Annotated in this window: 18 protein-coding genes, 1 tRNA gene, 1 other RNA gene and 1 riboswitch; of the genes, 3 read left to right on the top strand and 17 right to left on the bottom strand. The window is 72.7% G+C overall.

Annotation, left to right across the window (positions count from 1 at the left end):
• Window positions 1–3 precede the first annotated feature (3 nt).
• Together ACFC1T_RS03585 and ACFC1T_RS03580 are read right to left on the bottom strand one after the other, a co-directional pair.
• The gene (locus ACFC1T_RS03585) at window positions 4–1,443 is read right to left on the bottom strand and encodes an MFS transporter (RefSeq protein ID WP_375883011.1); all 1,440 of its coding nucleotides are present in this window, start codon (window positions 1,441–1,443) and stop codon (window positions 4–6) included.
• 96 nt (window positions 1,444–1,539) lie between these two features.
• The gene (locus ACFC1T_RS03580; protein WP_375883009.1) at window positions 1,540–1,854 is read right to left on the bottom strand and encodes a DMT family transporter; all 315 of its coding nucleotides are present in this window, start codon (window positions 1,852–1,854) and stop codon (window positions 1,540–1,542) included.
• A 44-nt stretch (window positions 1,855–1,898) separates the two neighbouring features.
• Window positions 1,899–1,967: riboswitch (guanidine-III (ykkC-III) riboswitch) on the bottom strand.
• Window positions 1,968–2,047: 80 nt separating this feature from the next.
• On the opposite strand from ACFC1T_RS03580, the gene ACFC1T_RS03575 reads away from it, so the two are divergent.
• Window positions 2,048–2,119: transfer RNA gene (locus ACFC1T_RS03575), tRNA-Cys, on the top strand.
• 138 nt (window positions 2,120–2,257) lie between these two features.
• Here ACFC1T_RS03575 and ACFC1T_RS03570 read toward each other — a convergent pair.
• The 6 genes from ACFC1T_RS03570 to ACFC1T_RS03545 all read right to left on the bottom strand — a co-directional run bounded on the left by ACFC1T_RS03570 (window position 2,258) and on the right by ACFC1T_RS03545 (window position 9,694).
• Window positions 2,258–4,588, bottom strand: coding sequence for a xanthine dehydrogenase family protein molybdopterin-binding subunit (locus tag ACFC1T_RS03570; protein ID WP_375883007.1), 2,331 nt, complete (start codon window positions 4,586–4,588; stop codon window positions 2,258–2,260).
• Window positions 4,585–5,790 (bottom strand): 2Fe-2S iron-sulfur cluster-binding protein, encoded by a 1,206-nt coding sequence (locus ACFC1T_RS03565; RefSeq protein WP_375883006.1) that lies wholly within the window; start codon window positions 5,788–5,790, stop codon window positions 4,585–4,587. Before ACFC1T_RS03565 ends, ACFC1T_RS03570 begins: the two co-directional genes overlap by 4 nt.
• On the bottom strand, window positions 5,787–6,653 hold the full coding sequence (locus ACFC1T_RS03560; protein WP_375883450.1) for an FAD binding domain-containing protein: 867 nt from the start codon (window positions 6,651–6,653) through the stop codon (window positions 5,787–5,789). Before ACFC1T_RS03560 ends, ACFC1T_RS03565 begins: the two co-directional genes overlap by 4 nt.
• 324 nt (window positions 6,654–6,977) lie before the next feature.
• Window positions 6,978–8,588, bottom strand: coding sequence for a beta-N-acetylhexosaminidase (locus ACFC1T_RS03555; RefSeq protein ID WP_375883003.1), 1,611 nt, complete (start codon window positions 8,586–8,588; stop codon window positions 6,978–6,980).
• Between the two features lie 91 nt (window positions 8,589–8,679).
• Window positions 8,680–8,964, bottom strand: a complete 285-nt coding sequence (locus tag ACFC1T_RS03550) for a DUF3039 domain-containing protein (protein WP_360239079.1) — start codon at window positions 8,962–8,964, stop codon at window positions 8,680–8,682.
• Between the two features lie 136 nt (window positions 8,965–9,100).
• On the bottom strand, window positions 9,101–9,694 hold the full coding sequence (locus tag ACFC1T_RS03545; protein ID WP_375883000.1) for a YqgE/AlgH family protein: 594 nt from the start codon (window positions 9,692–9,694) through the stop codon (window positions 9,101–9,103).
• 299 nt (window positions 9,695–9,993) lie between these two features.
• On the opposite strand from ACFC1T_RS03545, the gene murA reads away from it, so the two are divergent.
• Window positions 9,994–11,334 (top strand): UDP-N-acetylglucosamine 1-carboxyvinyltransferase, encoded by a 1,341-nt coding sequence (gene murA, locus ACFC1T_RS03540; RefSeq protein ID WP_375882997.1) that lies wholly within the window; start codon window positions 9,994–9,996, stop codon window positions 11,332–11,334.
• A gap of 118 nt (window positions 11,335–11,452) precedes the next feature.
• Here the strand turns inward: murA and ACFC1T_RS03535 are convergent, their stop codons facing one another.
• The 8 genes from ACFC1T_RS03535 to ftsE all read right to left on the bottom strand — a co-directional run bounded on the left by ACFC1T_RS03535 (window position 11,453) and on the right by ftsE (window position 20,481).
• Complete coding sequence (locus ACFC1T_RS03535; protein WP_030059737.1) at window positions 11,453–11,734, bottom strand: HU family DNA-binding protein; 282 nt, start codon at window positions 11,732–11,734, stop codon at window positions 11,453–11,455.
• A 532-nt stretch (window positions 11,735–12,266) separates the two neighbouring features.
• Complete coding sequence (locus tag ACFC1T_RS03530; RefSeq protein WP_375882994.1) at window positions 12,267–13,739, bottom strand: NAD-dependent malic enzyme; 1,473 nt, start codon at window positions 13,737–13,739, stop codon at window positions 12,267–12,269.
• A 348-nt stretch (window positions 13,740–14,087) separates the two neighbouring features.
• Window positions 14,088–16,391: a HelD family protein gene (locus tag ACFC1T_RS03525; protein WP_375882992.1), complete on the bottom strand. Its 2,304-nt coding sequence runs from the start codon at window positions 16,389–16,391 to the stop codon at window positions 14,088–14,090.
• A 152-nt stretch (window positions 16,392–16,543) separates the two neighbouring features.
• Window positions 16,544–16,925: a transfer-messenger RNA gene (gene ssrA, locus ACFC1T_RS03520) on the bottom strand.
• Between the two features lie 86 nt (window positions 16,926–17,011).
• Window positions 17,012–17,488, bottom strand: coding sequence for an SsrA-binding protein SmpB (gene smpB, locus ACFC1T_RS03515; RefSeq protein ID WP_350504740.1), 477 nt, complete (start codon window positions 17,486–17,488; stop codon window positions 17,012–17,014).
• A 63-nt stretch (window positions 17,489–17,551) separates the two neighbouring features.
• On the bottom strand, window positions 17,552–18,688 hold the full coding sequence (locus ACFC1T_RS03510; RefSeq protein WP_375882990.1) for a S41 family peptidase: 1,137 nt from the start codon (window positions 18,686–18,688) through the stop codon (window positions 17,552–17,554).
• 113 nt (window positions 18,689–18,801) lie between these two features.
• Window positions 18,802–19,713, bottom strand: a complete 912-nt coding sequence (ftsX, locus tag ACFC1T_RS03505) for a permease-like cell division protein FtsX (protein ID WP_350504738.1) — start codon at window positions 19,711–19,713, stop codon at window positions 18,802–18,804.
• Between the two features lie 78 nt (window positions 19,714–19,791).
• The gene (gene ftsE, locus ACFC1T_RS03500) at window positions 19,792–20,481 is read right to left on the bottom strand and encodes a cell division ATP-binding protein FtsE (RefSeq protein ID WP_030059730.1); all 690 of its coding nucleotides are present in this window, start codon (window positions 20,479–20,481) and stop codon (window positions 19,792–19,794) included.
• A gap of 367 nt (window positions 20,482–20,848) precedes the next feature.
• Between ftsE and ACFC1T_RS03495 the strand changes: the two genes are divergently transcribed.
• Window positions 20,849–21,043: a hypothetical protein gene (locus ACFC1T_RS03495; protein WP_030059729.1), complete on the top strand. Its 195-nt coding sequence runs from the start codon at window positions 20,849–20,851 to the stop codon at window positions 21,041–21,043.
• Between the two features lie 64 nt (window positions 21,044–21,107).
• Here the strand turns inward: ACFC1T_RS03495 and prfB are convergent, their stop codons facing one another.
• The gene (gene prfB, locus ACFC1T_RS03490) at window positions 21,108–22,220 is read right to left on the bottom strand and encodes a peptide chain release factor 2 (RefSeq protein WP_375882988.1); all 1,113 of its coding nucleotides are present in this window, start codon (window positions 22,218–22,220) and stop codon (window positions 21,108–21,110) included.
• Window positions 22,221–22,270: the final 50 nt, after the last annotated feature.

The following is a 22,270-nucleotide window of genomic DNA, read 5'->3' as shown; positions in this document are numbered from 1 at the left end:
GGGTCAGGCCCGGACCCGCACCCGCCCGGCGAGCAGCGCCCCCAGCGCCGCCACCGCGGCCATCACCAGCAGGATCACCGCGAAGGCGCCGGGCGAGCCGTCGGCCCCGGCGCCCTCGTGCGCCGCGGCCAGTGACCCGCCGCCCAGCGCCGCGAACAGCACCCCGGCCAGACCGGTCAGCAGCACGTTGCCCAGGGCGTCGCTCATCTGCAGCGCGGCCGAGTTGGCCCCGGCGTCCTCGGGCGCGGAGAGCTTCATCATCAGCACGCTGACGCTCGCGACCGTCAGCCCCATCCCGATACCGCCGACGCCCCAGGCCACCGAGGCCACCCAGGCCGGGACCGCCGGGACCAGCACCAGCGCGGCGGCCGCGATCGCCACCGCCGTCAGCACGAAGCCGCCCCGGATCATCGCCTCGCGGTACCGCTCGGCCCCCGGGCGGCCCTGCAGCCAGGAGCCCAGCGCCCAGGTCAGCCCGCCGCTGGTCAGGGTGAGCCCGGACAGGGTCGGCGAGAGGCCGCGCTCGGTGGTCATCATCAGCGGGACGAAGGCCTCGGCGCCGAGGAACGCCCCCGCCGCCAGCCCGCGCAGCAGGATCACCGTCGGCAGCCCGCGCCCGGCCCGCAGGGTCCGCTTCGGCAGCAGCCCCAGCACGGCCGGGGCCAGCAGCGCCGCACCGGCGACGCCGGGGAGCAGCCCGACCAGGTCCCGGCGCTGGCCGGCGTACTGCAGCAGGCCGGCGCCGACCGCCGCCATCGCGGCCAGCAGGGTGCGGCGGCGGTCGAAGTCGGCGCCCTTGAGCACCGGGTGGTCCCGCTCGGAGCGGGCCAGCGCCGGGCCCATCACCGCCAGCGGCAGCAGGATCAGCACCGGCACCGCCAGGAACACCCAGCGCCAGCCGAGGTGCTGGGTGACGGCCCCGGAGACCAGCGGCCCGACGATCGAGGGCAGCACCCAGGCCGAGGAGAAGGCGGCGAACACCGCCGGCCGCAGGCGCTCCGGGTAGGCCCGGCCGACCACCACGTACAGCGCGACGATCACCAGCCCGCCGCCCAGCCCCTGGATCGCCCGCCCGGCCACGAACACCCACATGCCCGGCGCCGTCCCGGCCACCACCAGGCCCGCGCCGAACACCGCGATGCCGGTGAACAGCGGCTGGAGCGGGCCGCGCCGGTCGCACCACTGGCCGGAGACGACCAGGGCGAACAGCGTGGTGGTGAAGTAACCGGAGAAGGCGAAGGCGTACAGCCCCAGGCCGTCCAGTTGCCGGGCCGCGGTCGGCATCGCGGTGTTGACGGCGGTCGCCTCGAAGGCGATCACCAGCACGACCGACACGATCCCGAGCGTCAGGGCCCGGAAGCGGCCGCTCATGACCCCGCCCCCGGGGTCAGCTCCGGAGGGTATCGAGGGGGAGTCGACCGAGGTGGGGGAGGCAGTGGTCATACGTAACATCGTAAGAGCCGTCCGCGTCCTTGACTCCTGACCGGAGTCCCCGACCGGGTCCGTCGCAGGGCCTAGGACCGGCCCCGGGGGCAGGCGTCAGTGCAGCACCTTGAGCCCCACCACGCCGCAGACGATCAGCAGCAGGCAGCCGATCCGGGCCATGGTCACCGCGTCGCCCAGGACGGCCATGCCGTAGACCGCGGTGCCGACCGCGCCGATGCCGACCCAGACCGCGTAGCCGGTGCCGATCGGGATGGTGCGCATCGCGTACGCCAGCCCGCCCATGCTGAACAGCAGCGCGACGCCGAAGACGAGGCTGGGAACGAGGCGGGAGAAGCCCTTGGACGATTCCAGGGCCACTGCCCAGACGGTCTCCAGGAGACCCGAGACGATCAGAACGAGCCAAGCCATGACGGCCGTACCTCCGCAGTCCACAGCGGCCGGATTGCCGCTGAACTGCGCCGTCTTGTCGTCACCGGGTACGACGCGCTCGTCCGGGGTGGCGGGGAATCAACCACCTGCTCCGACCGTAGCACACATTGCCACACAGAATTTACACAACGTCATTGACCCCATTCGGCCGGTCCGCCATCCTGAATTCACTGGCCGTGTGCCCGAGTGGCTCAGGGAATCGTCTGCAAAGCGATGTACGCGGGTTCAATTCCCGCCACGGCCTCGAAAGGGGAATTGCCGGTCGACCGAAGTCGACCGGCAATTCCGCATTTCCCGTTCCGTTTCCGGCCGGCCCGACGGCCCGGCCCGACGACCCGACGGGCACCCGCGGCGGCGGGGCCCGACGGCCGAGGGCGCCGGCTCAGGCCGTGACGGCGTCCTCCGGGCGGATCGGCAGCCGGCCCACCGGCAGCCCGGTGGCGGCCCGGACGGCGGCGGCGACCGCCGAGGGGGCGACCACCGCGGGCACCGCGCTGACCGCCTTGGCCCCGAAGGTGGCGACCACGTCCCGCTCCTCCAGCAGCGCGGCGATCCGCACCTCGGGAGTGTCCAGCGAGGTCGGCAGCCGGTAGCCGGTGAGCGAGGGGTTGGTCATCACCCCGCCCGAGGTCTGGAGGTCCTCCATCAGCGCCAGTCCCACGCCGTGGGCCACGCCCGCCTCGATCCGGTCCTCGATCTGGCGCGGGTTCAGCGCCCGGCCGACGTCCTGGGCGACGGTCATCTCGACCACCCGGACGGCCCCCAGCTCGATGTCCACGTCCACCACCGCGCGCATCGCGCAGAAGGAGATGGAGACGAAGGCGTCGCCGTGTCCGGACTCGTCCAGCGGCTCGGTCGGGTGCGGGCGGCACTGCGCGGTGGCCCAGAGCTCCTTGCCCTCCAGCGCCTCCGCGACCGGCATGCCGAGCACCCCGTCGTAGGAGGTGATCTTGCCGTCGGCGATCTGCAGCAGCTCCACCGACATCCCGAAGTCGGCCGCGATCGGCTGCAGCAGCTGGTGGCGGACCATCAGCGCCGCCCGCTCGACCGCCCCGCCGGAGACCCAGGTGTGCCGGCCCCGGGCAGAGGGCCCGGCGATCGACTGGTCGCTGTCGGCCGGCGCGATGTAGACCTCGCTGACGCCCAGCACCGTCTGCACGATCTGCCGGGCCAGCGTGGCGAAGCCCTGCCCGGCGTCGACGGCCGCGCAGATCACCGTGGCGTGGTCACCGCTGACCCGCACGGTGGCGGTGGAGACCTCGTCCTCGCCCTCGGCGCCCAGCATGTGCACCATGCCGACGGCGTAGCCGATCCCGCGCCGCACCGCGGCCGGGTCCCCGGCCCCGCCGGGACCGCCGGGCAGCAGCCACTCGGCGTCCGGGTCGTCCACCGGCAGGGCCGGCAGCGGCTCGGCGGCCACCGCGTCCAGCAGCGCCTTCACCGGGGCGGGGCAGGTGACGGCCTGTCCGGTGGGCAGCGGGTCGCCGGTGGACATCGCGTTGCGGCGGCGGATCTCCACCGGGTCCACGCCCACCCGGGCGGCCAGCTGGTCCAGCTGCGACTCGTACGCGAAGCAGGCCTGGAGCGCGCCCTCGCCGCGCATCCGCCCGGCCGGCGGGTTGTTGGTGCGCACCGCCCAGGCGTCCACGAACACGTTGGGGCAGACGTACGGGCCGACCGAGAAGGCCGTCGCGGCGGCCAGCGCCTCGGCGGAGACGTCGGCGTAGGCGCCGCCGTCCAGCAGGATCTGCGCCTCCACCTTCACCAGGGTGCCGTCGGCGTCGGCGTGGTGGCGGTAGCGCAGCAGCGCGGGGTGGCGCGAGGTGTGGGTGTGGAAGGACTCCTCGCGGGTGAGGGTCATCTTCACCGGGCGGCCGGTGCGCAGCGCCAGCAGCGCCAGGGTGACCTGGAAGGAGAGGTCCTCGCGGTCGGTGGTGGCGCCGGGCACGCCGGTGACCACCAGGCGGACCCGGTCCGGCTCCAGGCCGAGGCAGGCGGCGGTGCGGTCGCGGTCGCCGTGCGGGTCGGTGGAGGACAGGTGCAGCTCGACGCCGCCGTCCGGGCGCGGCACGGCCAGCCCGGCCTCGGCGCCGAGCGGGGCCGGGTCCTGCCGGCCGACCTGGTAGAGGCTCTCGACGATGATCTCGCCGGCCGCGTCCGGGTCCCCGGTGCGCAGCGGCAGGTGGCGGAACAGGTTGCCGTCCGGGTGCAGCGCCGGGGCGGTGAAGGCCTGCTCGGGGTCGGTGACCGCCTCCAGCGGCTCGTAGTCGACCGCGATCAGGCCGACGGCCAGCCGGGCGGTGTCGGGGTGGTCGGCGGCGACCGCGGCGATCGGCTCGCCGTGGTGGCGCACCACGCCGGCGGCCAGCACCGGGCGGTCGGAGACGATCGGGCCGGCCGGGGCGCCGTCCGGCAGGCCGTCCGGGCCGGGCGGCAGGTCGGCGGCGGTGACCACGGCGTGCACCCCGGGCAGGGCGAGCGCGGCCGAGGTGTCGATGCCGCGGATCCGGGCGTGCGGGTGCGGCGAGCGCAGCACCGCGCCCCACAGCAGCCCCTCGGCCCAGAGGTCGGCCGCGTACGGGTAGATGCCGAGCGCCTTGGGCAGCGCGTCGCTGCGCAGCGGGGAGCTGCCCAGGCCGAAGGGCTCCGGTCCGGCGCCGCCCTCGCCGCCGTCCTGCTGGAGTGCTGCGCCGATGTCGGTAGGCGACGTCATGATGCGTGGTCGTCCTCGGGGAGCCGGATGCCGTGGGCGGGGGTGGCGCCGTAGGGGACGCCGGTGGTCGGGACGCCGGCCTCGGCCGGGGTCCCGTGCGGGTCCGCGTACGGGGTGCCGTGCGGGGGCGTGCCGTCGTGGACGGCGCCCGGCAGCGGGGTGCCGTGCGCGGGGGTGGGCTCGTAGACCGGGGCGTCGTAGCCGGTGTCGTAGCCGGTGTGCTGCTGGTGGCCGTCCGGGTAGCCGGCCGGCACGTAGGTGCCGTGCGCGGGGGTGGCCTGGTAGGGCTGCTCGGGGTAGCCCTGCGGGTAGTACACCTGGTCGCCGACGGCCTGGGCGGGGATGCCGGGCTGCATCCCGGTCAGCGCGGAGGTGTCGTACACGCCGGTGTCGTAGCCGCCGTCGCCGTACGGCTGCTCGGCGGGGGCCGGGGCCGGCTGCGGGGCCTGGGCCTGGGCGGGCACCGGGGCGGGGGCCGGTTCGACGGGCGGCTGCGGGACGTGCTCGATCCAGGCCTCGGAGTCGGCGTAGACCGGCGGTTCGACGGCCGGCTCCGGCTCGACGGCGGCGGCGGCCGGGGCTCCGGTCCCGGCGGCCGGGGCCGCGGTGCTCCCCTCGGCGGCCGCGGCGGCGGCCTCCTCGGCCTCCTCGACCTCCAGCGCGCGGGCGTCCGCGACGGTCTGGACGGCGGCCAGCACTCCGCGGTAGCCGGTGCAGCGGCACAGGTTGCCGCACAGCGCCTGCCGGGCCTCGACCTCGGTGGGCCGGTGGTTGCGCTGGAGCAGGTCGTGCACGGCCATCGCCATGCCGGGGGTGCAGTAGCCGCACTGCACGGCGCCGGAGGCGGCCAGCGCCTGCTGGACGTCGCTCGCGCCGCCGCCGGCCGACAGGCCCTCGACGGTGTTGATCTCGCTGTCGGCGGCCAGCGCGGCGGGCACCAGGCAGCCGGCCACCAGCTGGCCGTCCACCTGCACCGAGCAGGCCCCGCACTCGCCCTGCTCGCAGCCGTCCTTGGCGCCGGCCAGGCCGAGCCGCTCGCGCAGCACGTAGAGCAGGCTCTCGCCGATCCAGGCGTCGGTGACGGGCCGTTCGAAACCGTTGACCCGCAGCGTGTAGGAGGCGCACGGGCGCAGCTCCCGGCTGACCTGCGGGGCGAGGCCGAGCGGGTCGGCGTCGAGGGTCTCGATGGGGTCTGTGGTCACTTCAGCGCCCTTCCCAGTGCCCGTCGGGCCAGCACCGATACGGTACGCCGCAGCCGGACGGCGGCCGCGGTCGGCCCCTCGGTCGCGGCCTCCCAGGCCCCTTCGGCACCGTAGTTGTCGGGGACGCAGGCGGCGGCGACGTACTCGCCGAAGGCGGCGCCCGCGGCCGGGTCGATCTCCCGGCTGCCGTCCCAGTCGATGCAGCCGGCCACCCAGGCCTCGGCCTCCAGCGGGCGCAGCGGCACCGGGGCGACGGCCCCGACGGCGCAGCGCACGGCGCGCCGGGCCGGGTCGAGGACGAGCGCGACGGAGGCGGTGGCGCGGGCCGGGCCGCTGCGGCCGGTGGCCTTGAGGAAGACCTGCGGCGCGTGCAGCAGCGGGACCCGCACCCAGGTGAGCAGTTCGCCGGGGCGCACCGGGTCGAGTCCGGTGAGCAGGTGACTGACCGGCACCTCGCGGCTGCCGCCGGCCCGGGCGAGGGTGACGCTGGCCTCCAGGGCGGCGAGCACCGGGAGGGTGTCGCCGGCCGGGGCGGCGGTGACGATGTTGCCGCCGAGGGTGCCGACGTTGCGGACCTGCGGCGGGCCGGCGGTGCGGGCGGCGTCGGCGAGGGCGGGGATGAGCGCGGCGAAGTCGGGGCGGTCCATCCGGGCGTGGGTGAGTCCGGCGCCGAGCACCGCGGTGCCGCCGTCCTCGTAGCGCCAGCCGCGCAGTTCGGTGATCCGGCCGAGGCCGACCAGGGCGGCGGGGCGCAGCCGTCCGGCGTTGACGGCTTCCATGAGGTCGGTGGCTCCGGCCACCGGTACCGCGGCCGGGGCGGCGGCCAACGCGTCGACGGCCTCGTCGAGCGAGGCCGGCAGCATGATCGTCCGGTTCACCTGGGTCCCACCGTGCTCCACTTGCTCATCGATCGTCTGCCGCCCGCGGCCGTGGCCGCACTGCACTGTCCGCGTCAGCAGCCCGGCCTGGCCGTAGGGTACGGGCGATCGGGCCGGGTTGGGCAACTCTGGCACACAATGCTCGATGATCATTTCGGGACCGGTGAACGGGACTGCCCGATTGGGACGGATACCGGGCGGTATCTGCCCCGACCCGAACGGGACCGGGGCAGATGTTCATCTCTTCTTGACGTCAGATGACCGTCCATAAGTTCCCGACGAACACATCGGCGCACCACCCGCACCGCCTCAGCGCACCGGCGGCGGCCCCTCGATCGGCCGCCCCGCCACCCCGGGCCGGCGCTGCCAGGGGTGCGGCCCGTCGGCCGGGCGGTACTCGACGCCCAGCGCGTCCAGCACCGCCAGGTGGCCCCGCAGCCGCCGCTCGAAGCCGGCGTAGTCGCGCTCGGCGGGCACGGCGGGCAGCGCGGACCAGGCGACCTCGGCGAAGGCGACCAGCCGGGGGAAGGCCCGGTAGTCGATGTCCCGGGCGCTGTCCATGAACTCGCTCCACAGGTTGGCCTGGGTGCCGATGACGTGCCGGGCGGCCTCCCCGTCCAGCTGCTCGGGGACGGGCTCGAAGCGGTAGACGTCCTCCAGCGTGCGCACGAAGCCGACCGGGACCGGCTCGTCCGGCCCGTCCGCCTGCCGGTGGTCGAAGTAGACGTGCTGCTCGGGGCACATCACCACGTCGTGCCCGGCCTTCGCGGCCGCGATCCCGCCGCCGAAGCCGCGCCAGGAGGAGACCGCCGCGCCCGGGGCGAGGCCCCCCTCCAGGATCTCGTCCCAGCCGATCAGCCGGCGGCCGCGCTCGGCCAGCCAGCGGTCGAAGTGCCGGATGAGGTGGCTCTGCAGCTCGTCCTCGTTGGCCAGGCCCAGCTCGCGGATCCGGGCCTGGGCGGCGGCGCTGTCCTTCCACTGCTCCTTGGGGCACTCGTCGCCGCCGAGGTGGACGAACTCGGACGGGAACAGTTCCAGGACCTCCTCCAGCACCCCCTCGAAGAAGCGCAGGGTCTCCTCGGAGGCGTTGAGCACGTGGTGGCTCACCCCCCAGTCGGTCCAGACGCCGAGCGCGGCGGTGTCCACCACGTCGGTGTTGCCCAGCTCGGGGTAGGCGGCGACGGCGGCCTGGGTGTGGCCGGGCAGGTCGATCTCCGGGACGACGGTGACCCCGCGCGCGGCCGCGTAGGCGACGATCTCGCGCAGGTCGTCCTGGGTGTAGTAGCCGCCGTGCGGGCGGTCGTCCCGGCGCTGCGCGGACCGGTAGCCGACCATCGAGCGCTCCCGCCAGGCGCCGCGCTCCGTCAGCCGCGGGTAGCGCTTGATCTCCACCCGCCAGCCCTGGTCGTCGGTCAGGTGCAGGTGCAGCACGTTGAGCTTGTGCGCGGCCAGCAGGTCGACGAAGCGCAGCACGTCGGACTTGGGCAGGAAGTGCCGGGCGACGTCCAGCAGCGCGCCGCGCCAGCCGAACCGGGGCTCGTCCGCGATGTCCGCGCCGGGCAGCACCCAGCCCTCGGCGCGCAGCGGGGAGCGGCGGTAGGCGTCCGGCCCGAGCAGCTGCCGCAGGGTCTGGGCCGCCCACAGGGCGCCGGCCGGCCCGCCGGCGGTGAGCAGGGCGTGGCCGGGGCGCACCGCGATCCGGTACGCCTCGGCGGCCAGGGTGTCGTCCAGGACCAGCTCGATGCCCGTGCCCGGCCGGCCCGGACCGAGCGGCAGCCCGGTGGCGGCGGACAGCGTGCCGCGCAGCCAGCGCTCGGCGTCGGCCAGTACGGGCGGTGCGGTCAGCGTGGTGGCGGCGTCGAGCGGGAAGTCCCCGTCCGGGCGCCGGACGGCACTCGAAGGTGCGGGAATGAGGTCCATTCCGACATCCTGCCCAGGCCCCGAACGATTGGCATAGACCACCTGGGAAACGCGGTGCTATGCAAAACGGCGTCCTGCAGACGACGGCGGACTACTTGCCGCCGTTGTCCCCGTCGCCGCCCTGCGGCTTGCCGATGCCGTCGTAGATCTCCTTGCACATCGGGCAGACCGGGTACTTCTTCGGGTCGCGCCCGGGCACCCACACCTTGCCGCACAACGCCACCACCGGGGACCCGGAGAGCGCGCTCTCCATGATCTTGTCCTTCTGGACGTAGTGCGCGAAGCGCTCGTGGTCGCCGTCCCCGTGGGACACCTGGGGGACGGGCTCGACCAGGGTGCCGGTGCCGAGGCCGCGCTCGGGCTCAAGAGTGCTCATGGGTGCCAAGTCTATGGGCGCCCCGGGAAACCGGGCCAGTGTCACGCGGCGGCCCGGGTTCCCCGGGCCTCGACACGGGGCCGGACGGGCCGGACGGGCCGGACGGGCCGGACGGGCCGGACGGGCCGGACACGCCCTAGTTCATCGTCGGGTCGTCCGGGTAGGTCGCCAGCAGGGCCAGCGGGCTGCGCTGGCGGCGCAGCACCGAGCGCCACAGCCGTTCCGGCTCCGGGCTGGAGACGTCCCCCGGCTCGCAGTCCACCAGGTACCAGGCGCCGCTCCCCAGCTCCGACTCCAGCTGGCCCGGCGACCAGCCCGCGTACCCGGCGAAGATCCGCAGGCTGCCCAGCTCCCCGGCCAGCACCTCCGGCGGCGCCTCCAGGTCGACCAGGCCGATCGCGCCGTGCACCCGGCGCCAGCCGAGCGGCTCCCCGGTGCCCGGCTCCCCCGGCGCGACGGCCAGGCCGAGCGCCGAGTCCAGCGCCACCGGCCCGCCCTGGAACACCACCGCGGGCTGCCCGACGAGTCTGCCCCAGCCGTCCAGCACACTGCCCACCTCGACCGGCGTCGGCCGGTTGAGCACCACGCCGAGCGCCCCCTCGGCGTCGTGGTCGAGGAGCAGCACCACCGCCCGGGCGAAGTTCGGGTCGGTGAGCATGGGCGTCGCGACGAGCAGACGGCCGGTGTGGGACCGGCCTCCGTGCGAATGGGCCGCCGTCATGCCACACATGATCCCGCAGAACGGCACCGGCCGGACACCGCAACACCCGAAACCCCGCCACGCCGGACGAGCACCCGTACGGCCGAACCGGCGGGCGGGAGCCGGGCCGGAGAGAGCACCATCACGGGAGAGGCAAACGGGAACCATCGGGACGCCCACTACCATCTACGGATGGTGGACGCCCCTCTACGGTGCCGACTCGGATTCTCCGGGGGCCCGAACGCGCCCGTACGCCTGTACCACCGGTCCACCAGCGGTTCCGTGACGGAACCGTTCCCACTCCTCTGGCACCCCGGATTGCGAGAACGATGACCGACGACGTCCTGCTGGTCCACGGCGGAAACCCGCTCGAAGGCGAGATCCGCGTCCGCGGTGCGAAGAACCTGGTCCCCAAGGCCATGGTCGCCGCCCTCCTCGGCCAGGGCCCCAGCAGACTGCGCAACGTCCCGGACATCCGCGACGTCAAGGTGGTCCGCGGCCTGTTGCAGCTGCACGGCGTGACCGTGCGCACCGGCGACGAGGACGGCGAGCTGATCCTCGACCCCTCGCACGTCGAGAGCGCCAACGTCGCCGACATCGACGCCCACGCGGGCTCCTCGCGGATCCCGATCCTGTTCTGCGGCCCGCTGCTGCACCGCCTCGGCCACGCCTTCATCCCGGGCCTGGGCGGCTGCGACATCGGCGGCCGGCCGGTCGACTTCCACTTCGAGGTGCTGCGCCAGTTCGGCGCCACCATCGAGAAGCACCCGCAGGGCACCTACCTGGTGGCCCCGCAGCGGCTGCGCGGCACCAAGATCGAGCTGCCCTACCCCTCGGTCGGCGCGACCGAGCAGGTGCTGCTCACCGCCGTCCTCGCCGAGGGCGTCACCGAGCTGCGCAACGCGGCCATCGAGCCGGAGATCGTCGACCTGATCTGCGTGCTGCAGAAGATGGGCTCGATCATCACCCTGGGCACCGACCGCACCATCCTGATCACCGGTGTGGACGAGCTGAACGGCTACAACCACCGGGCCCTGCCGGACCGGCTGGAGGCCGCCTCCTGGGCCTGCGCGGCGCTGGCGACCAAGGGCGACATCTACGTCCGCGGCGCCCGCCAGCTGGAGATGATGACCTTCCTCAACACCTTCCGGAAGGTCGGCGGCGCCTTCGAGGTGGACGACGAGGGCATCCGCTTCTGGCACCCGGGCGGCGAGCTCAAGGCGATCGCCCTGGAGACCGACGTGCACCCGGGCTTCCAGACCGACTGGCAGCAGCCGCTGGTGGTCGCGCTGACCCAGGCCACCGGCCTGTCCATCGTCCACGAGACGGTGTACGAGTCGCGGCTGGGCTTCACCGGCGCGCTCAACCAGATGGGCGCGCACATCCAGCTCTACCGCGAGTGCCTGGGCGGCACGCCGTGCCGCTTCGGCGCGCGCAACTTCCTGCACTCCGCGGTGGTGTCCGGCCCGTCCAAGCTGATGGGCGCCGAGCTGGTCATCCCGGACCTGCGCGGCGGCTTCTCGTACCTGATCGCGGCGCTGGCGGCCGAGGGCACCTCGACCGTGCACGGCATCGACCTGATCAACCGCGGCTACGAGAACTTCATGGAGAAGCTGCGGGACCTCGGCGCCCACGTCGAGCTGCCCAGCGAGCAGCTGGTCGACGCGTAGGGCGTGCCCCGGCGGCGCCCGCCCGGCGTGAGCCGAAAGACACGCCCCGGCCCGCACGCACGACGAGAGGCCGGGCTCCCCGCGGGGAGCCCGGCCTCTCGGGCGTTCAAGGGGTGGTTCAGGCGCCCTTGGCGGCTTCCTTCAGCTTGGAGCCGGCGCTCACCTTGGCGCTGTAGCCGGCCGCGATCTGGATCGGCTCGCCGGTCTGCGGGTTGCGGGCGGTGCGGGCAGCGCGGTGGGTGCGCTCGAAGGTCAGGAAACCGGGGATGGTGACCTTCTCGTCGCCCTTGGCGACGACCTCGCCGACGATCTCGGCGAAGGCGGCCAGAACGGCGTCGGCGTCCTTGCGGGTCACCTCGGCGCGCTCGGACAGCGCGGCCACCAGCTCACTGCGGTTCATGTGTACTCCTGTGGTCTGTTCGCTTGCGGTGTGCGGGGGCCCATCGGTGCTCCCACCGGGGGGCACCCGGATGGGCCGCAGGTCCGCACACTGTGCTCATGCAGGCATTGCGTGGTCGCAGGCCGGGTCCGTACCCGTATGCCGCGCGCCGGAGCCGTCGAAGAGGCCCGCCGCCTGCCTGGGAACGAATCCTGCCCCGACCGGCCCCGAGAAAGCCAATCGGGCCCCGGCCGAGCCACCCGAACATCGCCCGCCCGTTGGAGGTGTGACGCTCCGTCGGCTCCGGCGGACCGGGCGCGGACGGCGGTCAGGATGACACGCCGGAAGACCAGGGGGACGTTCCGTACTTGTCGGACACGCCTGCCCCGGCCAGGGCTACCGTACGCCCTAGGCACGACAAGCCCAAACACGCCCCTCGCCCTTGTGTCGCAAGGGTTCGGGGCGCGCTTGGGCGGGTATGGCCGCTAATCGGACATTTGACCGATCGGCGACCGGCCCGCGAGCCGGGCCGTCCGGCGCCCGGCCGGGGCCGTCAGAGCTTGACGGTGGGGAAGGCCGAGGTGTCCAGCGTGCCGACGATGCCGGGGGTCGGACGGGCCGGTACGGCGGGCTCCTGGGCGTCCGCCAGGGCCGCCTCGCGCACCGCCGCGGCGACGGTCTTGGCGACGTCCTTGTGGAAGACGCTCGGGATGATGTAGTTCGCGTTCAGCTCGTCGTCGGCGACGGTGGTGGCCAGCGCGCGGGCCGCGGCGATCATCATCTCGGTGTTGACCGTGCGGCTCTGGGCGTCCAGCAGGCCGCGGAAGACACCCGGGAAGACCAGCACGTTGTTGATCTGGTTCGGGAAGTCGCTGCGGCCGGTGGCGACCACGGCGGCGGTCTGCCGGGCCACCCCGGGGTCGACCTCCGGGTCCGGGTTGGCCAGCGCGAAGACGATCGACCGCTCCGCCATGGTGGCCAGGTCGTCGCCGTCCAGGACGTTCGGGGCCGAGACGCCGATGAACACGTCCGCGCCCGCCACGGCCTCCTTGAGGCTGCCGGTGCGGCCCGAGCGGTTGGTGTGCTCGGCGATCCAGCGCAGGCTGTCGTTGAGGTCCTCACGGCCCTGGTGGACCACGCCGTGCACGTCGGCGACGGTGGCGTGCTCGACACCGGCGGCCAGCAGCAGCTTGAGGATGGCGGTGCCGGCCGCGCCGGCGCCCGACATCACCACGCGGATGTCGCCGATCTCCTTGCCGACCACCTTCAGCGCGTTGGTGAGGGCGGCCAGCACCACGATCGCGGTGCCGTGCTGGTCGTCGTGGAAGACCGGGATGTCCAGGGCCTCGCGCAGCCGGGCCTCGATCTCGAAGCAGCGCGGCGCGGAGATGTCCTCCAGGTTGATCCCGGCGAAGCCCGGGGCGATCGCCTTGACGATGGCGACGATCTCGTCGCTGTCCTGGGTGTCCAGGCAGATCGGCCAGGCGTCGATCCCGGCGAAGCGCTTGAACAGGGCCGCCTTGCCCTCCATGACGGGCAGCGCGGCCGCCGGGCCGATGTTGCCCAGGCCCAGCACCGCCGAGCCGTCGGTGACCACGGCGACGCTGTTGCGCTTGATGGTCAGGCGGCGGGCGTCCTCGGGGTTCTCGGCGATCGCCATGCAGACCCGGGCCACGCCCGGGGTGTAGATCATGCTGAGGTCGTCACGGTTGCGGATCGGCAGCTTCGAGGACATCTCGATCTTGCCGCCGAGGTGCATCAGGAAGGTGCGGTCCGAGACCTTGCCGATCGACACGCCGTCGATCGCCCGGAGCTTCTCGACGATCTCCTCGCCGTGCGCCACCGAGGAGGCCGCGACCGTCACGTCGATCCGCAGCGCCTCCAGGCCGGAGGCGGTGACGTCGAGACCGGTCACCGATCCGCCGGAGGACTCCACTGCCGTGGTGATCGCGCTGACCGCGTTGCCGCGGGCCGGGACCTCCAGTCGCACCGTGATCGAGTTGGAGACACTGGGCACCGTCGCCATCGACGCTTCCTTCTTCCGTCTGTCCCGCAGGCTCAACATTTTGTTGAAGGCATCGCCTGCGCATGCTAGACCTCGATCGTCGCACCTTCCAAGGGGTTGCCAGAAATAACGTTCATTGAGTGTGCGGATCCGACAAGCGGGCCGCGTCGCCCACAGTCTCCGGGCGCACACTCCTTGCCTCTCCCGGCCGATGCGTTACATTGGACGGGACACCGGCTCGATCCAAGCCCCCGGGCCCAACCTTCGTCCCTCAGAGGGACCACTTGCCGCGAGGCGAGCATGGCGGGTCGGTGTCGTCAACGTCCGAAGGCCCCTCACCAGCGGTGAGGGGCCTTCGTCGTGGATGCGTCAGCCGTGCAGCAGCGCGGGCACGCCGGCCGCGTCCGGCAGGTCGTCAGGGCCGGACAGCACCGTCAGCCGCTGGGTCGCCCGGGTGAGCGCCACGTAGAGCACCCGCAGGCCCGCCTCCGACTCGCCGGCGATGCCGGTCGGGTCGGCGACCACCGTCGCGTCGTACTCCAGGCCCTTGGCCTCCAGGCTGCCCAGCACCACCGCGCGCCCGCCCAGGCCCTCGGCCCAGCCGGCCGCCTCGGCCCGGCGGTCCATCGGCACCACGATCGCCACGGTGCCGTCCACCTCGCCCAGCAGCCGCTCCAGCTCGCTCCGGGCAGCCCGGCCGAAGGCCTCCGGCGCGGGGTCGGTGACGGCCGCGAAGCGCGGCTCCACGCCGACGTGGCGCACCGCGCTCGGCGAGGGCGTGCCCGGCGCGGCCAGCGCCAGCACCTTCGCCGCGACCTCGGCGATCTCGGCCGGGTTGCGGTAGTTGACGGTCAGCGTGAAGCGGCGGCGCGGCTTGCCCGCCAGCACCTCGTCCAGCGCGGCCTGGGCCTCCTGGGGGAACGGCCAGGAGGACTGCGCCGGGTCGCCGACGATGGTCCAGGTGGCCATCCGGGAGCGCCGGCCGATCATCCGCCACTGCATCGGGGTGAGGTCCTGGGCCTCGTCCACGATCACGTGGGCGTACTCCTTGCGCTCCACCGGCTGGCGCTCGCGCTGGCGGGAGTTGCGGTCGGCGAAGGTGGTGACCTCCTCCAGGCCGCTCAGCAGGTCCACCGCGTCCACCTCGCGGACCTTCGGACGGGCCGGCTCGCCGAGCAGCACCTGCAGCTCGTCCACCAGTGCCACGTCGTGCGCGGACAGCCCGCCCTCGCCCTGCGGCGACAGGTGGCGCCAGGAGGCGGCCAGCAGCCTGGCCTCGTCCGGGGTCACGGCACGGCGGGCGATCCGGTTGGTGTGCCGGGTCTGCTTGAGCGTGCCGAGCACCCGGCGCGGGGTCAGCGCGGGCCACCAGGCGTCCAGGAAGTCCAGGAACGACGACTCGTCGGAGACGTAGTCGTCGAAGGACTCCTTCTCCTCCTGGCGCTGCTCCCGGGCGTAGTGGTCGGTGGGCTTGGGCAGGTGCCGGATCGCCTCCTGCCACAGGGCGTCCAGCAGCAGCCGGCGGGCGCGCGGGCGCAGCAGGTTCAGCGGGGTGCCGCCGGAGCCCACCACGTTGCCGCGGACGGACCTCAGCCGGCCCGCGTCCAGCTTCAGCACCTCGCCGCGGGCGACCACCTTGAGCTCCTGCGGGGCGCCCAGCTCCAGCGCCGCGCGGGCCGCCCGCCGCAGCAGGTGCACCATCCGGGCCGAGCCCTTGACCCGGGCCGCCTCCGGGGCGTCGTAGGTGTCGGCCTCGATGCCGTCCACCAGCGAGCCGACCGCGCGGATCGCGACCTGGCCCTCCTCGCCGAGCGAGGGCAGCACGCCCTCGGTGTAGGAGACCAGCAGCGCGGTGGGCGAGACCACCAGGATGCCCCCGGCGTAGCGGCGGCGGTCCTGGTAGAGCAGGTACGCGGCGCGGTGCAGGGCGACGGCGGTCTTGCCGGTGCCGGGGCCGCCGGTGACGAGGGTGGCCCCGGCCGCGGCGGCCCGGATCACCTCGTCCTGCTCCTTCTGGATCGAGGAGACGATGTCGCGCATCGAGTGGCTGCGGGCGCGGCCCAGCGAGGCCATCAGCGCGCCGTCGCCGACCACGGCCAGCTCCCGGCCGCCCAGGGTCGGGGTGAGGTCGGGGCGCAGCAGGTCGTCCTCGACGCCGATCACCTTGCGGCCCTTGGAGCGGATCACCCGGCGGCGGATCACCCGGCCGGGCTCCACCGGGGTGGCGCGGTAGAACGGCGCGGCGGCCGGGGCCCGCCAGTCGATCACCAGCGGGCCGAACTCGGCGTCCAGCACGCCCAGGCGGCCGATGTGCAGGGTCTCGGCGACGGCCGGGTCGGCCGGGTCGAGCGGGGTGTTCGAGGGGATGCCGTGTTCCTCCGGCGCGTCGGCCTGCTGGAGGTCGATCCGGCCGAAGAGGAAGTCCTCGAACTCGTTGTTGAGCCGTTGGAGGTGCGCGCCGGCCCGGTAGACCTGGGCGTCGCGCTCGGCGAGGGCGCCGGGAGTACCGACCTGGACCCGCTTGGCGGCGTCCTCCAGGATGTACTCCGCCTCGGCGAGCTTCTCCTCCAGCCGGTGGTAGACGGTGTCGAGGTGCTGCTGTTCACCGGCGATCTCACGCTCGCGGACGGTCTCGTGATCGGTGGTGGGGGTGGTGTCCGTGTTGCTCTGCATGGCCTCGGGGGTTGCGACGGAATCCGGCTCCGGAAAACGAGCGGACGGATGATCCTACGCCGCGACCCCCCGCACGCGCTGCTCCGGAACGTACAAAAATCGAAGGCCGCCCTCCGCATCAGCGGTGGACGGCCTTCGGTGTGAACATGGGGTGGTGGAGATGCCGGGAATCGAACCCGGGTCCAGTGGAGTTAATTCAGGGCTTCTCCGAGCGCAGTCCGCTGTGATTTTCTCGGCCCTGGCGGTCACACGGACAAGCCGCCAACAGGCCCAGCTGCTGTTTGATTTCCCATCCACCCTCGCAGCCCGGGCGGACGGTTGAGTTCCCTAGATTATGCCAGGGTCCGGGTCGGGAACTCCCCGGTCTGACACCCAAGCGCTATCGGTGCTTATTAGGCAGCGAGAGCGAACTGCTGGGAATCGCGCTTAGAGTTGGCGATTATTTTTTTGCGACACGTGGTTAACGAGATCATTGCCGCGTTCCTCGGCTCGCTTCCCCTGTTTCAACATCCCCTGTCGAAACCGATCATCCCCATGTTTTGTTGAGAAACAGCTCGGACGGTGACCGTCCGTGTTGCTGACGCCATAGTACGCGAGGCGACGGGCGAGGGTCCAGCGGATTAACCCTGGCGCCGCCGGGCCGCCGCCACCGCGCGGGCCGTCTCGCGGGTGTCCTGCTTCTCCCGCAGCGTCTGGCGCTTGTCGTACAGCTTCTTGCCGACCGCCAGCGCGAGTTCGAGCTTGACCCGGCCGTCCTTGAAGTACAGGGACAGCGGGACCAGGGTGTGGCCCGCGTCGCGGACCTTGGTCTCGATCTTCTGGATCTCCATCCTGTGCAGCAGCAGCTTGCGCTTGCGCCGGGCCGCGTGGTTGGTCCACGTCCCCTGGGTGTACTCGGGGATGAAGACGTTGTCGATCCAGGCCTCGCGGTTCTGGATGTAGGCGTAGCCGTCGACCAGGTTGGCCCGCCCCTCGCGCAGCGACTTGACCTCGGTGCCGGTGAGCACGAGGCCGCACTCGTAGGTGTCGAGGATCGTGTACTCGTGTCGCGCCTTCTTGTTCTGCGCGATCAGCTTGTGTCCGGTTTCCTTTGCCATAGCGCGGCCATTCTCGCACTTCGACGCCGGATCGGGCAGCCGCTTTACCGCCGGGCGGCCGGGTCAGGACCGGGTGCCGAGCCCGGCCAGGACGCGCAGGGCGAGCGCGTCGGCGTCCTCGCCCGCGGCGGCCGGGACGTCCGGGGTCAGGCCGGTGCCGTCCAGGGAGCGTCCGGCCGGGGTGTAGTAGCGGCCGACGGTCAGCTCCAGCACCGCGCCGTCGGCGAGCCGGCTGGGCTGCTGGACGGTGCCCTTGCCGAAGGTCCGGGAGCCCACCACCACGGCACGGCTGCGGTCCTGGAGGGCCCCGGCGAGCAGTTCGGCGGCGCTCATCGTGCCGCCGTCCACCAGCACCACCAGCGGGCTGCGCCGGTCGCCGCCGGGCGGGGCGGTCAACTCCCGCTTCTCGCCGCGCTCCTGGTAGGAGCCGACGGCGCCGCCGTCCAGGAAGCTCCCGGCGGTGCCGACGGCCTCGTCCAGCAGCCCGCCGGAGTTGCCGCGCAGGTCGAGCACCACCCCGGCGTGCGGGGCGCGCAGCGCGGCGCGCACCTGGTCGGCCACGCCGCTGGTGAAGCCCCGGACGGTGATCCGCAGCACGCCCTTGTCCAGGTGCTCCGCGGTGACCTGCCGGCTGTCCAGCAGCACCCGCCGCAGCCGCAGTTCGCGCACCTCGCCGCCGTCGCGCTGGACGGCCAGGGTGACCTCGGAGCCGGCCCGGCGCTCGTCGCCCTGCCCGCGCAGCCGGGCGACCACCTCGGTGACCGGCAGCCGGTCGGCCTGGTCCCGGTCGATCCGCAGCAGCCGGTCGCCGGGGGCGATCCCGGCCTCGGCGGCCGGTCCGGCCGGGGTGACCTGGGAGACCGAGGTGACGCCGTCCTCGCCGCGGCCGACCGACAGCCCGACCCCGGGGTAGCGGCCGTCCAGGCCCTGGCTGAACTCGGCGTACTCCTGGGCGCTGTAGTACGCGCCCCAGCGGTCGCCGCCGGCCGCCAGCAGGTGCTCGGCCTGCTGCTCGGACAGCGCGGCGCCCGCCGGGTCCGCCGGGAGCCCGGCGGCGGCCGGGGCGAGGTCGGCGGAGGCCCGGCGCGGCGGGTCGCCCGGGCCGTCCCAGGCGCCGGTCGCGGCGCCGCCCAGCAGCACGGCACCGAACACCAGGCTGAGCGCGGCCACCTGACGTGCCCTGCGCGGAGTTTGCAGCATGGCAACGGAGTGTAGACACCGCTCCGCGCGCGACGGGCCGGAACGGCGGAGCGCGGAACGGCGACGGCCCCGTACGGCGCAGTGCCGTACGGGGCCGAAGCGACTTCCGGGGGTCAGACCTTGAGGTACTTGCGCAGCGTGAAGAACGCCGCGATGCCGGCCATGCCCATACCGACCACGACCAGCAGCGGGATCACCGCCAGCACCGAGCCGAGGCCGATGAAGTGGATGAACTGCACCCGGTCGGCCAGCCAGCCCTGGACGAAGAAGTGCCCGCCGACCAGCAGTCCGGAGGCCAGCGCCGCGCCGAGCAGCGCGGAGAACGCGGCCTCGGCGATGAACGGCATCTGGACGTAGAAGTTCGAGGCACCGACCAGGCGCATGATGCCGGTCTCGCGCCGCCTGCTGTACGCCGACACCCGGACGGTGTTGACGATCAGCAGCAACGCGACGAACAGCATCAGCACCATGATCACGAACGCCGCCGTCTGCAGGCCGTTGAGCAGGCCGAACAGGTTCTCCAGGATCTTCCGCTGGTCCTCGACCGACTTGACGCCGGGCTTGCCCGCGAAGGCGCTCTGGATGACGTCGTACTTGGTCGGGTCGTTGAGCTTGACCCGCCAGGACTGCGGCATGGCGTCCGGGCCCAGGACGGAGATGAGCGGATTGTCCGGGTTCATGTCCTTCCAGTGCTTGTACGCCTCCGCGGAGCTCTCGTACGTGGACGACTGGACCACCGAACTCATCTTGTCCAACTGGTCCTTGATGTCCTGGACCTGCTGGTCGGTGGCCGCACCCTTGTCGCACTGGGGCGAGTTGCGGGCATCCGCCTTGGTACAGAAGTAGATGCTCACCTCGACCTTGTCGTACCAGTACCCCTTCATGGAGTTCACCTGGTCGCGGACCAGGAGCGAGGAACCGGCGAGGGCGAGGGAGAGCGCGACGCTGACCACGACCGCGATGGTCATGGTCAGATTGCGTCGGAGACCCACACCGATCTCCGACAGGACGAACTGGGCACGCATGCGGGAAACAACTCCAGGGTCGGTACTGCGCGGTCTGGCGGTCCGGGCCGGCGGGCCCTACGGGTCAGCGCTGGTCGGTCAGTGCTGGTATCCGTAGACGCCGCGGGCCTGGTCGCGGACGAGCAGCCCCTTGTCGAGCTCGATGACGCGCTTGCGCATCTGGTCGACGATGGCCTGGTCGTGGGTGGCCATCAGCACCGTGGTGCCGGTGCGGTTGATCCGGTCGAGCAGCTTCATGATGCCGACCGAGTTCTGCGGGTCCAGGTTTCCGGTGGGCTCGTCCGCGATGAGCAGCATCGGGCGGTTCACGAAGGCACGGGCGATCGCGACGCGCTGCTGCTCACCACCGGACAGCTCGCCGGGCATCCGGTCCTCCTTGCCGCCGAGGCCGACCAGCTCCAGCACCTCGGGCACCACCTTGTTGATGGCGCTCTTGGGCTTGCCGATCACCTCCAGCGCGAAGGCGACGTTCTGCGCGACGGTCTTGTTCGGCAGCAGGCGGAAGTCCTGGAAGACGGTGCCCAGCTGGCGGCGCATGTGCGGCACCTTCCAGTTGGACAGCTTGCCGAGGTCCTTGCCCAGCACGTGCACCGCGCCCGTGGAGGGACGTTCCTCCCGCAGGCACAGTCGCAGGAAGGTGGACTTTCCCGAGCCGGACGAGCCGACCAGGAAGACGAACTCGCCCTTCTCGATCTCCAGCGAGACGTTGTCCAGGGCGGGACGGTTCTGCTTGGGATAGGTCTTGGAGACGTTGTCGAATCTGATCACGGCTGCATCACGGAGGCCATCCTAGGCGGCGCCAGTCCTCGGTCGATCCGCCCCGGAGGCCCGGCCCGGGGGCGGGCGATGGGAGCGCGGAGGGCCGCTCCCGGTCTGGGACCATACGCGAACCTGCGGTGGGCCCGCAGGGACAGCCCAGGACGGATTCCGGAATCTGGGGGAGAATGTCCGGTTGTGCCCCGATAATTGCGAGCCATCTCACAGCCCGGGAGCCGGAACGGCCAGAACCTGGCAGAGTGGAGGTGGCGACCGTGTCCGGCCGCTCCCCCGTACAGGGCAGACTCCCCCGTACAGGTAGGAAGAGGGAACCAAAGCCCCGTCCGGTGCGTTGCTGTAGCAGCGAGGAGGAGATCGCATGACCTGCGACCATCTGGTGTGCGCCAACTGCAACGGCCGCGTCAGCGACGGGCGTTGCCCGGTGTGCCGCGCCAACCGGGCCCGGCTGCAGGAGCAGCAGGGGCCGTTCGCCGCACTCTCCCCCGCGATGCTGCTGGCCCTGCTGGCCGGACTGCTCGCGGTGGCGCTGATCGCGCGGCAGGCGCTGGCCTGACGAACCTGCGGTACGACGAAGGGCCCCGACCGCTGCGGTCGGGGCCCTTCGCGTGTGCCTGCTGTTACTCGGCGCTGGTCTCGCGCTGCTTGCGCCAGCGGATCCCGGCCTCGATGAAGCCGTCGATGTCGCCGTCCAGGACCGCCTGCGGGTTGCCCGCCTCGTACGCGGTGCGGACGTCCTTGACCATCTGGTACGGGTGCAGCACGTAGGAGCGCATCTGGTTGCCCCAGGAGCTGCCGCTGTCCTTGAGCGCGTCCATCGCCGCGCGCTCCTCCTGGCGGCGCCGCTCCAGCAGCTTGGCCTGGAGGACGTTCATCGCCGAGGCCTTGTTCTGGATCTGCGAGCGCTCGTTCTGGCAGGAGACCACCACGCCGGTCGGGATGTGCGTGATGCGCACCGCCGAGTCGGTGGTGTTGACGCCCTGGCCGCCGGGGCCGGAGGCGCGGTAGACGTCGATGCGCAGCTCGCCCTCGTCGATGTCGACGTGGTCGGACTGCTCGACGACCGGGAGCACCTCGACGCCGGCGAAGGAGGTCTGCCGACGGCCCTGGTTGTCGAAGGGCGAGATGCGGACCAGGCGGTGGGTGCCCTGCTCGACCGAGAGGGTGCCGTACGCGTAGGGCGCCTTCACGGTGAAGGTCGCGGACTTGATGCCGGCCTCTTCGGCGTACGAGGTGTCGTACACCTCGGTCGGGTAGCCGTGCCGCTCGGCCCAGCGCAGGTACATGCGCATCAGCTGCTCGGCGAAGTCGGCGGCGTCCACGCCACCGGCCTCGGCACGGATGTTGATCAGCGCCTCGCGGGCGTCGTACTCACCGGAGAGGAGGGTGCGGACCTCCAGCTCCTCGACGGCCTTCTGGAGCGAGACCAGCTCGGCCTCGGCCTCGGTGCGGGTGTCCGCGTCGTCCTCGGCCTCGGCGAGTTCGAACAGCACGCCCAGGTCGTCGATGCGGCTGCGGAGGCCCTCGACGCGGCGCAGTTCGCCCTGGAGGAAGGAGAGCCGACTGGTCACCTTCTGTGCGTTCGCGACGTCGTCCCACAGGGTGGGGGCGGCTGCCTCCTCCTCCAGGACCGCGATGTCGGCCCGGATCTTGTCCAGGTCGAGGACGGCCTCGATCGACCCCATGGTCGTATCGAGGTTCTTGAGCTCTTCGGAAGGATCGACGGCTGCCACGCCCCCAGCGTAATGGTTCCGGGGGTGCTCATGACGACACCCCCGGTTCC

The sequence above is a fragment of the Kitasatospora sp. NPDC056076 genome (assembly GCF_042266305.1).
In the GTDB taxonomy this organism is placed as follows: domain Bacteria; phylum Actinomycetota; class Actinomycetes; order Streptomycetales; family Streptomycetaceae; genus Kitasatospora.
Note: the sequence above shows the minus strand (reverse complement) of the source record. Positions and strands in the feature narration are given on the sequence as shown.